The organism is Maribacter sp. 4G9 (assembly GCF_002742265.1).
In the GTDB taxonomy this organism is placed as follows: domain Bacteria; phylum Bacteroidota; class Bacteroidia; order Flavobacteriales; family Flavobacteriaceae; genus Maribacter.
Genome location: NZ_MDGL01000130.1, coordinates 1 through 13,614, shown reverse-complemented (window position 1 = coordinate 13,614; position 13,614 = coordinate 1). Strand labels below are relative to the sequence as shown.

Genomic DNA, 13,614 nt, shown 5'->3' with positions numbered 1-13,614 from the left:
TGGGTACCGTAACGTTAAAGCCACGACTAGGTGAAGGAAGGTATGCGACTATTGATTCTTCTATCATATCTTTGTCAAGAATAAAGTACATAAAGGGTTGTTTTGGTTTGACTTATGTTTCACAACACAAATCTCTGCAACCCTGTCTTTCGATCCAAAAAAAGTTTAAACCACTTCTATATGTTTGGCAAATTCCTCTCTCGTGGAACTCGATATAATCTGTAATTTTCTCCCAAACATAGTAACAAAGGAAAACCCGTCCAACATGGGCATTTCTATATCTGTCATTAAAACATTGGCATTGGAGGTTTGTAAGTATATCCAGGCGTCCATAGGGTCATTGAACTTGGACACACTTGTTATCAACGGGTTTAACAGTGCCAATCGTTCTGCTATGTTCAACCATATATTGGAATCATCCACAATAACGAGATGTATCTGCATACAAAATAAGATTTGAGACTGTGAACTTAAATGTTTTTATTTTGATAGATAATTTTTAAAGGTGAACTACCAAATTTTATGCACAAAAGGTTGTTAAGCCAAAATAACCAGGTAGTCCAAGTTCACTTCACAATGTTTTTATTTGAATCAAAAAGCAATATATTCTATAGCCTTGCTTCTCCATTTTTGTTTTTCAAACAGGGGTTTTGCAAATACGAAGTCATAATACAAATAAAACTATAGGCTATTATATTTATACCACAAAAATGATTACAAATAGCAGCATTATTTGTTTTTCAACAAAATAATTTGACTTCACAGTTTTGGTGGAAGGATATTATAGCGCTGACCACAAATACATTTATTTTGAATCTGAGGATGAGTACAATCCCTAATATTATATTGGAATTGATCACAATGACTCTTTGATAATCACTGAAGATAGCCCTAACCAACTATCGTTGTCCAAATGGGGTTTAGTCCCTTATAAAAGTCCAAAACTGACCTTGACGCATCTTACAAAGAAAATGTAAGTTATGAATCCGGTCTGAATACCAGATTCCAAAAATTGTTCTCCTCTGTCAATTTTTTTTTAAGAAAAATATCGTACCTGTCAAAGGTTTTTTTTGAACCACATACGGCGAAGAACAATTTTAAAATTCCATTCTAATTCAAGAGTATGGATGACAACCCAATAAGTTTAGCGGTTAACTATACTAAAACTTATGAAGATGATATTACCTATTCCATCCTTACAAGGCCAGGGTATTAAGCGAAAAGTCGAATACTAATATTTAGCAATAAATTCTCTAAATACAAGACCAAATTACCAAAATCCCTCTGAATCAAACATTAAAAAGTTATTGATACCATCGGAACTATAATGCAAAACAATGGTGCATTTTATTAACCCAATCCAAATCATCGACTGAATATTCTTTGCTAATATTTACTCGAAATTAATTGGAAAACAACACAATAAAATGAAGCATAAAACAAAAATCCTAACATTTTTCTATGTTAGGATTTTTAGAATCTTAATTAGTTGGCCCACTAGGACTCGAACCTAGAATGACGGTACCAAAAACCGGAGTGTTACCATTACACCATGGGCCAATACCTTTAAGAGCGTGCAAATTTAAAACAAAGTTTGGTTTGAGCAAACATTTTTTGAATCAAAAAAGTAAAATCACCTATTTCCTTGCCTGTTAAAGGTTTATAAAAATAATGGGGTGGTATCTATATAAATTAGTAAATTCGCCGGATAGCTTTAACCAAGGTTCCATGTTTTCAAAGAACTTCAAAAAATGGGACACCCTTCTCGGGTGGACCGTCTTTTTTATTGCCTTTATCACTTATTTCATTACCGTTGAGCCTACCAATAGTTTTTGGGATGCAGGTGAATACATCGCAACTTCGGCCAAGCTCCAGGTAGGACACCCTCCAGGGGCTCCTTTGTTACAAATGATCGGTGCGTTTTTTGCCATGTTTGCCTTGGAACCCAGCCAGGTCGCAATGATGGTGAATTTAGTTTCGGGTGTTTCCAGCGCATTTACGATTTTGTTCATGTTCTGGACCATTACCAATATTACCCAAAAATTAATTGACAACAAGGAACCAATGACCAATAGCAAGGCCATAGCCATTTTAGGAAGTGGTTTGATCGGTGCATTGGCCTTTACCTTTTCGGATAGTTTCTGGTTCAATGCCGTGGAGACAGAAGTATATTCAATGGCGAGCCTTATTATGGCCTTATTGCTTTGGTTGGGGCTTAAGTGGACGGATAATTTGGAAGACCCCAGAGGCGAACGTTGGATAATACTGATTTCCTTTGTGGTGGGACTAACCTTTGGGATACAGTTCATGGGTTTTTTGGCCATTCCATCCATTGGTCTACTTTATTATTTTAAGACGTACAAAAAGACTACCGTAAAAAACTTTCTTTTTGCCAATATCATTGTGATAGCCATTTTAATGTTGGTCTATAAATTCTCCCTTACCTATGTGCTGATGCTATTTGGCTGGGGAGAGGTATTCTTTGTAAACACCATTGGCTTGCCCTTTAACTCGGGATCCATCATTATTGGGCTACTATTCATAGCCGCCTTTTATTTTGGATTGAACTACACCCGAAAAAATAATTATAAGGTCGCAAATACCATCGTACTTTGCCTGATGTTTCTTTTCCTAGGGTTTTCGTCTTGGTTGATGCTCCCCATTCGTGCCAATGCACAGGTGGTCATCAACGAAAACAACCCCGAGGATGCCCGTGCCCTTTTGGCCTATTATAACAGGGAACAATATCCAGGGGTTGATAGCCCTGTGTACGGCACCTATTATTCGGATATGTTCGCTCCCGCAGGTGAGGACAGGGATGGCACCCCTAAATATGAAAAGGATTACACCTTGGGCAAATACATTATCGTAAATAAATACAAAAATTCTGAGCAAGGCCCTAACCCAAAGCACCAAGGAATTTTACCCAGAATGTGGAGTTCACAGCATGCATCCAATTACATGCAATATTTTGGGCCCTTGGATTTTAAAATGACGGAATACAATGCAGACCTTGCCGAAGCCATCAATCAAGTAAAAAAAGGGTTTGAAAACGGTGAGATAGATGCGGACCAATACATCAGCTTCATCAAAAGGTTCAGTGAATACATCGAAGTTCAGCCACCTACCGTTTGGGACAACATTAAATACATGTTCGAGTTCCAATTTAATTACATGTATATGCGCTATTTCATGTGGAACTTTGTGGGGAAACAGAACGATGTTCAGGGCCGTTACAATGAAAACGGAAATTGGTTAAGCGGCATCAACTTAATTGATAGTGCACGATTGGGCAGTCAGGATAATTTACCAAGCGATATTCTCAATAACCCGGGCAGGAATACATATTTCTTTTTACCGCTGCTATTGGGAATCATTGGATTGGTATTTCAGGTTTCCAAAGACCCCAAACAATTCTGGGTCCTGATGGTCTTTTTCCTTTTTACCGGGATTGCCATTCAATTCTATACCAATCCCTATATCTTTCAACCTAGGGAACGGGACTATTCCTTGGTAGGTTCCTTCTACATTTTTGCCATTTGGATAGGGCTGGGCGTGTATGGCCTTTATGACGGATTTAAAGATTGGATCACACCAAAGATTCTGGCTCCGGCCGTAGTAATAATATGCCTGTTCGCCGTACCTACGGTAATGGCCGTTCAGAACTGGGACGACCATGACCGCTCCAATAGGTTTACGGCAAATTCATCCGCCAAATCGTATTTGGATTCGTGCCAAGAGGATGCAGGGGCCATATTATTCACCATTGGTGATAATGACACCTTCCCATTATGGTATGCCCAAGAGATTGAAGGATATCGTACCGATGTCCGCATCGTATGTACCAGTTTGTTCGAAACAGATTGGTATATAGACCAAATGAAGCGCAAGGCGTATGAAAGTGACCCCATACCTTCGCAGATTGAACACGATAAATATCGGTTTGGATCTAGGGATGTACTCTACCATCAGGGTATTACGGAAAACAGATGGCCAATCAAGGATTTTATCAATTGGATCGATAGCGATAAACCAAGGACCAAACTAGGCTATCTTCTAGAGCAACAAGGGGCGGATATAAGCAATTATTCGGAAAACACCCAGAATATGGTATACTACCCTACCAACAAGATCCGTGTACCCGTGAACAAAAGGAATGTTTTGGAAAGCGGTTTGGTAAAACCAAAGGATTCTGCACTGATAGTAGATTACATCGACATCAACCTACCAAGTGTCATTACCAAAAAAAGTATGATGATGTTGGACATCCTAGCCAACAACGATTGGAAACGACCGCTTTATTTCTCAGGCGGAAGTTTTGACGATGCGGAATACCTTTGGATGAAGGACTATCTGCAATTGGACGGACTTGCCTATAAATTGGTTCCCATTAGGACCGAAAGACCCAACTCTTTTGAAATGGGCCGCATTGATACCGACCTGATGTACGACATCGTTAAAAAATGGGACTGGGGGAATGCCGGGGGAGATATTTACCACGATACGCAAACCCGAATCCAAAGTGTAAGTTACAGAGGAAACCTAGCACGCTTGATGGAAGCCTTGATAAAAGAGAACAAAATGGACAAGGCCAAGGAAATCATTGAAATGTCCCTCACCAATATGCCCGTGGAAGCCTTTGGATATTACTCTTTGGTAGAGCCGTTTGTAGACGGCTATTATAAAGTAGGGGAGACTTCAAAGGCCAGAGAATTATTTGGTGTCCTGAAGAAAACATATCAAGAACGATTGGAATATTACGCTTCCACCAGCTTGGACGAACAATATGGAAATATCGATAATATTATTGCCGATATGGAAGCTTATCGAAGAAACATCGATACGGTAATCGCCAATGATGAAAAGGATTTTGCCGAAAAAGAAACCTTGATCTTCAATGAGTACATTGATAAATTTCAGCACTTCTACAAGGATGAGGATAGCTTTGAAATGCCCGAAAGTGAATTTCAGGACAATCCGGACATGATTATCGATACCTTACCAATGGGCGATACCATCAGTACGGATAAGACTTCTACAGATTTGCTACAGGATACCATTGGCAATCCAATAGAGTAGGGAAAACATCCAAGGAAACGGAAAGGGATTTAAACGTATTCGTTCAATATTCCAATAAGGGTTTTGGCATCCTGCTCGCCACTTTGGCGCCATACCATTTCACCTTTTTTATAGATCATAAGTGTGGGAAGACCTTTCACACGTAATGCCTGGGAAAGTTCCTTGTTCTTGTCCACATCTATTTTTATAACCTTGCCCTTATCCCCTAAGGCAGCGGCCACATCACGCATTACCTGATGCATGGAGGTGGATTGTTCGTTCCATTCAGCGTAGAAATCCAATAGAACGGGAACATTCAAGTCTATAAGTTCACCAAATTTAGACATAGAATAGGCTTTACGTTATTCGCCAAATGTAGTAAAAAATGTTAAAATACAACGCTAGCACTGTGTATTGTGTAGATTGGGCCAAGTTAAAATCATGTTAAGGCCTTCTTTTTTAAGGTAATCACCGTTATTTCCGGCCATATCCCTACCCTACCTGGATAGCCCAAAAAACCAAAGCCCCTATTAACGTTTATAAATTGACCCAATTCTTTGTAAATGCCGGCCCAGTGGGGATACCGCCATTTTACGGGACTCCACTTTATCCAACCAGGTATTTCGATACCAAATTGCATCCCGTGCGTGTGTCCGCTCAAGGTAAGGTGAAAATGCTTTTCATGATGTATTACCTCTTCCGACCAATGGGAGGGATCATGGCTCATTAAAATGGTAAAATCATTGGGTTGCAACCCAGAAGCGGCCCTTTTAAGGTCTCCAGCCTTTTTAAAGCCACCCTTTCCCCAGTTTTCTACTCCCACCAAGGCTATACGGTCCTCCCCTTTTTGAAGGTACCTGTGTTCGTTGAGCAAAAGGTCAAAACCCATGTTTCTTTGCAAGTACTTCAAATCCTCTAGATTCTGCCGTTTCAACGCTTCGGTTTCCCAGGAAATATAATCCCCATAATCATGATTGCCCAACACGGAGTATTTACCGTCCTTCGCCTCCAAACTACTGAACAACCCGGCCCAAGGCAGCATTTCCTCTGTCTTGTTGTTCACCATATCCCCGGTAAAAAGCAATAGGTCACTCTTTTGCTTATTTATAAGACCCACGCCGTATTCTATTTTTTTTCGATCATCAAAACTTCCACTATGGATATCGGATATTTGGGTAATTCTGTAACCATCAAAACTATCCGGCAAATCCTCAAATTCAAGAGTATATTTGAGCACTTTAAAATTATACTTTCCCTTGTACATACCATACAACAAAGCCCCAAAGGGCAAAGCGGCTATTCCCAAGGCAATCATACTCAAAAACCTGCGCCTTTCCGGAAGGCTGAACTCCTTGGAGGCCCCAAAGAGTTTTTGGTAGGTTCCACTAAGGATCCTAAAAATATCTTCTGAAAACAAAAAAAGAATAATGACCAACTTAAAGGACAACATGGTCAACAAAAAGCCAAAGGCATAACTTTTTGGCCTACTCAGTACACGACCTGCTTCCTCCCCTGCCGTAAATTGATAGATGAAATTGATCAATATGGCCAAGGAAACCACAAGGTAGAGGAGATAAACCCATGGTTGCCTAAACAAGGTTCGCAAGGCCTGGACTATATAAAAGCTCAAACCTAAGTATAACAACACAAAAATTATCCAACGTAACATGCCCTTCTTTTTTGCAAATATATTTTATGGGTAATTGGAAAGCGGTGCATTTGGTTTTTATTTAACCTTATCCACAAGTGCCTTTATGGTTTCAAAATTTGAAACCCCCAATTTGTCATCGTTTAGAAAAGATACGGAATTCATGGATATTTGTGGAGGGGAAGCTAATGTTCGATGAAATTTTGTGCCCGACAAATGTATGGCTTCAAAACCTTCCTCCAAGAATGACCGGACATTTGCATCATTGATACCAGAACCGGGCATGATCGTTATATGGGGGAAAAGCCCCTTTAAGTCCTTCAATAAGGGTAATCCTTCTATGGCCGATTTCCGTTGACCGGACGTAAGTAAATAATCTACATTAAGGTCTTCCAGCACTTTCAGCGTTTGTTTTGGATCCTTCACCCAATCAAACGCCCTGTGAAACGTAAACTTCATTCCCTGTGAGGCTTCATTCAAAGTAGTTGTCCGTTCCACATCCAATGTGAAATCTGTATGTAATACTCCAGAGACCACACCTTCCACACCTAGCTCACCGCATAAGGTAATATCCTTGAGCATTATATCAAATTCATGTTCGGAATAGGTGAAATCCCCACTTCTGGGCCGTATCAATACATGTACAGGAATGGAAATATGCTCCTTTACCGCCCTTAACAGTCCATAGGAAGGGGTGATACCGCCCACGGCCAACTCGGAACACAGTTCAATTCTATCGGCTCCCGCCCTTTCCGCATTTATGGCAGATTCCAGCGAATTTGCACAAACTTCTACTAGCATCTTCTTATATTTAGTTGCTTAAAAGTAAAGAACCAAACCAATGCAAAGAAGAAAGTTCCTGAAAAATTCCGGTGCCCTTACCGCCGGCATGTTGACAACCCCCATAATAGCTGCAACGGATACTTATACAAACAACCCGAAACCAAGGACCAACGTATCAAAAGCCACTATTCCAATCGCAATCTGCACCTGGGATTTTGGCAATGCCACGGCCAAGGCATGGGAAGTGCTGAGTTTGGGTGGAAGCTCCTTGGATGCAGTTCACCAAGGGGTCATGGTCGAGGAAAATAATCTGGATAATCAAACCGTTGGAAATGGAGGTAGACCTGATCGGGACGGGAATGTTACGCTGGATGCCTGTATCATGGACAAAGATGCGAATTGCGGTGCGGTATTGGCCATTCAAAATATTGCCAACCCCATCTCTGTAGCGCGAAAGGTCATGGAAGAGACGCCCCATGTCATGTTGGTAGGGAAAGGTGCAGAACAGTTCGCCTATGAACAAGGTTTTGAAAAGACCAACCTATTGACCGAAAAATCCAAAAAAGAATGGGAGGAATGGAAAAAAACATCCCAGTACAAACCTATCATCAATATTGAAAACCATGATACCATTGGCATGTTGGCCATTGATAAAAATGGGGATATAGCCGGAGCCTGTACCACCAGCGGTATGGCCTACAAAATGGCCGGACGCGTGGGCGACTCCCCCATCATTGGTGCCGGACTCTTTGTTGACAACGAGGTTGGCGGTGCCACGGCAACGGGCGTTGGGGAGGAAGTGGTACGGACCGTGGGCAGTTTTTTGATCGTTGAACTGATGCGCCAGGGCAAATCACCCCAAGAAGCCTGTGAGGAAGGTGTGAAACGCATCATTGCCAAAAACAAGGATAAACAAGATTTCCAAATTGGCTTTATAGCCATAAACAAGCAAGGAGAAACGGGTGCCTATTGCATTCATCCAGGATTTACCTATAGAACGTATACCGATGAAGGTCATGTGAACAATCCATCGGGGAGTTATTTAAAATCGTAACCATTATGATTTCACCATCACCACAAAACCTTGATGCTTCTCAAAAACAGTCATGGTTACAACATTTGAAAGATGCTAGTTGGGAGGCGGAACTTTTGGTATCCACAGTTGCAATCTATGCCATTTTACAGTCCTTTAAACTTCTGGATTGGCTTATTTTTCAGTTTATAGACAAATTAGACCCATCTCAATATAATATTGGATATATGATTTTGGTTTTTGGTTATTTGGCCATAGGTATTCTTACCTCCATGTTCGTCATTCATTTTTCACTACGGGCCTACTGGATAGGATTAGTTGGCCTAAACTCTGCGTTCCCTGATTATGGCCTAGAGGACAGTGCTTATTCACCTATTTATACCAAAAAGATACTTGGGGTGCTTCCCAAGATAAGTACGAGCATTAACAAGATAGATGAACTTTGTAGTGTTATTTTCTCTGCGGCCTTTGCATTTATGCTCATTTATTTTTACGGTATGATTACAACCAGTATATATCTCATACTTTATAATATTTTGGATGACTATGTTCCTTCTTGGGTGCTCCTCATTCCCTTGGCTCCTATTGTTCTCATATTCGTATTTGGGATTCTCATTTCTATTCCTGCAAACATGAAAAAATACCATAATAATGAGAGGATACAGCATCTTTACTTTCTTTATGCCCACTGGGGAGCTATGATTACGTATGGCCCCATCTATAAAAGCGTATTTCAAATTACCATGCTCTTTGGTTCTAATTTCAAAAAGAAAAAAGGGTTGGTAAAAATGATTTTGTTAATGCTTCTTTTGGGTGTAATTTTTGGTATGACCAAACTTATCAACTCAAATTATACATACTTAATCAATTATGACCTTAAAGTTGATGAAAGTACGGTACACAAAGAGTATTACGCATCTAAAAATACTGATGCTCGCTTCCTATTTGTACCGGAAATACAGAACGATTTGGTATCAGAGCATGTCATTAACCTTTTTGTGCCCATATTTGACCATGAAACGGCAATTATGGGCGAGAATTGCGAATTGCCTAAATTAAATCTACAGTCGGAAGAGATTTCAAGACAAGAAAGATGGAAGGCAAATTTGGATTGCTATGCCGCTAGTGTCTCCATATTTCTGGACAATCAAGCAGTGCCAGTGGATTTTCTAAAAATCGATCACCCTAGAAGTGATCAATTTGGACTTCAAGGTTTTGTGGACTTACAGGAAATACCTTTGGGAACCCATCGCTTAAAAATTGTAAAATCTGTATCTTCGGAAATTCAAAAGACATGGGAAATACCTTTCTATTATACTCCCAATTGATTTTTATTTTTCTACAACCGTAGTTTATTTAAAATATTATGCCTGAACAAAAACGCCTTTTCCTTCTTGACGCCTACGCATTGATTTTCCGTGGGTATTATGCCCTGATAAAAAACCCTCGAATTAATTCCAAGGGGATGGACACCAGTGCCATCATGGGGTTTATGAATTCCTTGTTCGATGTGATAAAGCGGGAAAAACCGGACCATTTGGCCGTTTGTTTTGACAAAGGCGGCAGTATTGAAAGAACAGAACTTTTCCCAGAATATAAAGCCAATAGGGACGAAACGCCCGATGCCATACGCATAGCGATTCCCTATATCCAAGAAATTCTCAAGGCGATGCATATTCCGTCTGTTGTTCTTGAAGGATGGGAAGCGGACGACATCATAGGTACCTTATCCAAACAGGCCGAAAAAGAGGGCTATAAAGTTTTCATGGTTACTCCCGATAAGGATTTTGGCCAGCTCGTTTCGGAAAACATATTTATGTACAGACCAGCTCGAATGGGCAACGGTATTGAAATCTGGGGTATCCCGGAGGTTCAAAAACGGTTTGGGGTAGAGCGGCCGGACCAGGTAATCGATTACCTGGGCATGATGGGCGATGCCAGTGACAATATTCCCGGCCTACCGGGGGTTGGGGACAAAACGGCCAAAAAATTCATCGAACAGTTTGGATCCTTGGAAGGTCTTTTGGAAAATGCGGACCAGCTTAAAGGAAAGATGAAGGAGAAAATCATTGAAAACGCGGAACTGGGCAGACTCTCAAAAAAACTGGCCACCATTTGTACGGATTGCGACGTTACCTTCAATGCCCAGGACTACGAGCTTTCCGTCCCGGATAGTGAAGCCGTTCAAAAAATATTCGAGGAACTGGAGTTTCGAAGGCTAAAGGAACAGTTCATAAAAATCTTTTCAGGAGAGGATGAAACCACCGAAACACAGGTAACCAGTACGGAAACCGCGCAAAAAATAGCCTCTTCGGCAGGAAGCGGCCAATTCTCCCTCTTTGGGGGTGATGGTGGGTCGCCGGCTACCATTAAGGACTCTTCCAGTAGAAATACCATTGAGGACGTTGCGCATTCCTATCAAAGTATCGCGCCCGGTATGGCCATGAAGTTGTTCCTTCAAAATTTGATGAAGCAAACCGCTGTTTGTTTTGATACGGAAACCACTTCCCTCAATCCTTTGGAGGCAGAATTGGTGGGTATCGCCTTTTCTTGGGAGCCTACCAAAGGCTTTTATGTTCCCTTTCCCAAAGAGAAGGAAACAGCCCAAGAACTGATTGAGGAACTGCGTCCGTTCTTTGAATCGGAAGACATTGAGAAAATAGGTCAGAACTTAAAATATGACATTAAGGTATTGGACAAATACAACATCAAGGTAGGTGGAAAACTCTTTGATACGATGTTGGCCCATTACCTCATCAACCCGGATATGAGGCATAATATGGATGTACTCTCAGAAACCTATCTGAACTACACCCCCATCTCCATATCGGAACTTATCGGCAAAAAAGGAAAAAACCAACTTTCCATGCGGGAAGTGCCTTTGGAAAAACAAACGGAATATGCCGTGGAGGACGCGGATATTACCTTTCAACTTGCACAACATTTTAGACCAGAATTGTCCGAAGCGAAAACGGACGGACTTTTTACCGATATCGAAATACCTTTATTAAGGGTCTTGGCAGATATGGAACTTGAGGGCATTAATCTGGATATTGACTTTTTAAAATCACTCTCCAAAGATTTGGATAACGACATAGCCCATTTGGAACAAAAGATTTATGAGTCCGCCGGAGTTGAATTCAATATTGGTTCCCCAAAACAACTAGGCGAAATCCTTTTTGACAAGATGAAGTTGGTGGACAAACCAAAAAAAACCAAAACGGGGCAGTACTCTACAGCAGAGGATGTACTTTCCTATCTGGCCAAGGACCATGAGATCATCAAAAACGTTTTGGACTACAGAGGTCTTACCAAACTAAAAAGCACTTATGTAGATGCCTTACCGGAACAGGTACAACGGACCACAGGCAGAGTACATACAGACTATATGCAAACCGTTGCAGCCACTGGGCGACTCAGTAGCAACAATCCCAACCTACAGAATATTCCCATTAGAACAGAACGAGGTAGACAGGTTAGAAAGGCTTTTATACCAAGAAATGACGAATATACCTTACTGGCAGCGGATTATTCCCAAATAGAATTGCGGATCATTGCCGCTTTGAGCGAGGAGAATACCATGATAGAGGCTTTTAAGAATGGTGAGGACATCCATGCATCTACGGCTTCCAAGGTATTCAATGTTCCTATTGAGGAGGTGACGCGGGAGCAACGAAGCAATGCCAAAACGGTCAATTTTGGAATAATATATGGGGTTTCTGCCTTTGGGCTCAGCAATCAGACGGATTTGTCACGATCAGAATCCAAAGAACTTATAGACACCTATTATAAAACTTATCCAAAGCTCAGAAACTATATTAGCGAACAGGTGGATTTTGCCCGTGAACATGGGTATGTGCAGACCGTACTTGGCAGAAGACGCTATTTAAAGGATATCAATGGAAGCAATGCCGTGGTTCGTGGAGCTGCGGAAAGAAATGCTGTAAATGCCCCTATACAAGGTAGCGCGGCGGATATCATCAAATTAGCCATGATCAATATCCACAAGAAATTGATCGAGGGCGGATACAAATCCAAAATGCTGCTTCAGGTACACGATGAATTGGTTTTTGACATTTACAAACCTGAATTGGAAACTTTAAAGGAGTTGATCAAGACGGAAATGGAGAATGCATATGAATTGGCCGTTCCCTTGGACGTGGAATTGGGGATGGGCGAAAACTGGTTGGTAGCACATTAAAACACAAAAATCAAAAAGGCACCCACAACGGATGCCTTTTAGTATTTTTACTTTTTAATATGTTTTAATTAAAACTGCTAGCCCACTTATGCTTTAATGTTTTGGGGCTTTTGAAAAGGTTTAGGAAAGGCCTAAAGTAACTACCAAAGGAATAGGGTTCAAAATCGAAACGTAGGATAACCTGTTCTGATTCATTCCCTTTAATGGCCAATCCATTTTGGATCTTAAATTCAATGAAGGGAAAACCATTAAAAGCTTCCATGTTTCTTTCCTTATTGAAAAAATAATTTCCCTTTCCGTTTAGATGAAACCGGAACGATTGGTAACTTCCCGGTTCAAGATCTAGCCCTTCTTTGGTTTTTTGACTTAGGCATTTAACCACTAATATTTTTGATATAGCATGGCGGGGTATTTACCATCCTGAGCATCAGGTTGTCGAATATGCCCTCCTTCATGAAGCTGCGGTTGAACCTGTAGCAATATTCGTCGAGATAGTCCTGTAGGTCCCCCACGTGGTGGTGCATCCCCCTAAGCCATGCCTTGAGCATCATGATCGCCCTGTGCAGTTCCGGGAAGTTGCTCCCCTTCTTGCCCGACGGGATCCGTACCATGTTCGAAAAATCCTTTACCAGCGGCCCGTAGCCCGTCCATCGGTCGGTGGTCACCCTTGCCGACGGATCGATGTGGTACTTCATGAAGCCCCCGAGACACGCCGCATCGGCACGGGGGATCTCCCTTGCGTAGAGCCTGCTCACGCCCTTGCCCTTTTTCTCTATGCCGACGACCACCAGCTTCTTGGCGTTGTTCTCCCTGCCGCGGACGCCCTCCTCCTGCTGGCCGAAGACGGTCTCGTCCACCTCCGCCGTACCGGTTATGGGGTGGTCGCCCGAG

The 13,614-nt window shown here is 41.6% G+C and carries 10 protein-coding genes and 1 tRNA gene; 4 read left to right on the top strand and 7 right to left on the bottom strand.

Annotation, left to right across the window (positions count from 1 at the left end; translation table 11 throughout):
* Nucleotides 1-165: 165 nt before the first annotated feature.
* Entirely contained in the window at nucleotides 166-444 is a 279-nt protein-coding gene (locus tag BFP75_RS13260; RefSeq protein ID WP_099545862.1) for a response regulator, read from the bottom strand.
* A gap of 1,045 nt (nucleotides 445-1,489) precedes the next feature.
* Nucleotides 1,490-1,560: transfer RNA gene (locus BFP75_RS13255), tRNA-Gln, on the bottom strand.
* Nucleotides 1,561-1,728: 168 nt separating this feature from the next.
* Between BFP75_RS13255 and BFP75_RS13250 the strand changes: the two genes are divergently transcribed.
* Nucleotides 1,729-5,079, top strand: coding sequence for a DUF2723 domain-containing protein (locus BFP75_RS13250; RefSeq protein ID WP_099545863.1), 3,351 nt, complete (start codon nucleotides 1,729-1,731; stop codon nucleotides 5,077-5,079).
* A gap of 29 nt (nucleotides 5,080-5,108) precedes the next feature.
* Here BFP75_RS13250 and BFP75_RS13245 read toward each other — a convergent pair whose 3' ends face one another.
* The 3 genes from BFP75_RS13245 to BFP75_RS13235 form a co-directional block, all read right to left on the bottom strand.
* The gene (locus tag BFP75_RS13245) at nucleotides 5,109-5,405 is read right to left on the bottom strand and encodes a thioredoxin family protein (protein ID WP_099545861.1); all 297 of its coding nucleotides are present in this window, start codon (nucleotides 5,403-5,405) and stop codon (nucleotides 5,109-5,111) included.
* A gap of 92 nt (nucleotides 5,406-5,497) precedes the next feature.
* Complete coding sequence (locus tag BFP75_RS13240) at nucleotides 5,498-6,727, bottom strand: metallophosphoesterase (protein WP_099545860.1); 1,230 nt, start codon at nucleotides 6,725-6,727, stop codon at nucleotides 5,498-5,500.
* Between the two features lie 57 nt (nucleotides 6,728-6,784).
* Nucleotides 6,785-7,507: a copper homeostasis protein CutC gene (locus BFP75_RS13235; protein ID WP_099545859.1), complete on the bottom strand. Its 723-nt coding sequence runs from the start codon at nucleotides 7,505-7,507 to the stop codon at nucleotides 6,785-6,787.
* A 40-nt stretch (nucleotides 7,508-7,547) separates the two neighbouring features.
* On the opposite strand from BFP75_RS13235, the gene BFP75_RS13230 reads away from it, so the two are divergent.
* Genes BFP75_RS13230 through polA form a run of 3 tightly spaced genes read left to right on the top strand, consistent with a single transcriptional unit; the run spans nucleotide 7,548 to nucleotide 12,723 of the window.
* Nucleotides 7,548-8,543 carry an isoaspartyl peptidase/L-asparaginase family protein gene (locus BFP75_RS13230; RefSeq protein WP_099545858.1) on the top strand — a complete coding sequence of 332 codons (996 nt, stop codon included), beginning with the start codon at nucleotides 7,548-7,550 and terminating at the stop codon, nucleotides 8,541-8,543.
* A 5-nt stretch (nucleotides 8,544-8,548) separates the two neighbouring features.
* Nucleotides 8,549-9,850 carry a hypothetical protein gene (locus tag BFP75_RS13225; RefSeq protein WP_099545857.1) on the top strand — a complete coding sequence of 434 codons (1,302 nt, stop codon included), beginning with the start codon at nucleotides 8,549-8,551 and terminating at the stop codon, nucleotides 9,848-9,850.
* Between the two features lie 38 nt (nucleotides 9,851-9,888).
* Nucleotides 9,889-12,723, top strand: a complete 2,835-nt coding sequence (gene polA / locus BFP75_RS13220; protein ID WP_099545856.1) for a DNA polymerase I — start codon at nucleotides 9,889-9,891, stop codon at nucleotides 12,721-12,723.
* A 64-nt stretch (nucleotides 12,724-12,787) separates the two neighbouring features.
* Here the strand turns inward: polA and BFP75_RS13215 are convergent, their stop codons facing one another.
* Together BFP75_RS13215 and BFP75_RS13210 are read right to left on the bottom strand one after the other, a co-directional pair.
* Nucleotides 12,788-13,105, bottom strand: coding sequence for a hypothetical protein (locus BFP75_RS13215; RefSeq protein WP_099545855.1), 318 nt, complete (start codon nucleotides 13,103-13,105; stop codon nucleotides 12,788-12,790).
* Nucleotides 13,098-13,614 (bottom strand): IS1595 family transposase (locus BFP75_RS13210; RefSeq protein WP_123803459.1); only part of this gene is annotated, 517 nt, incomplete at its 5' end. The genes BFP75_RS13215 and BFP75_RS13210, both read right to left, overlap by 8 nt.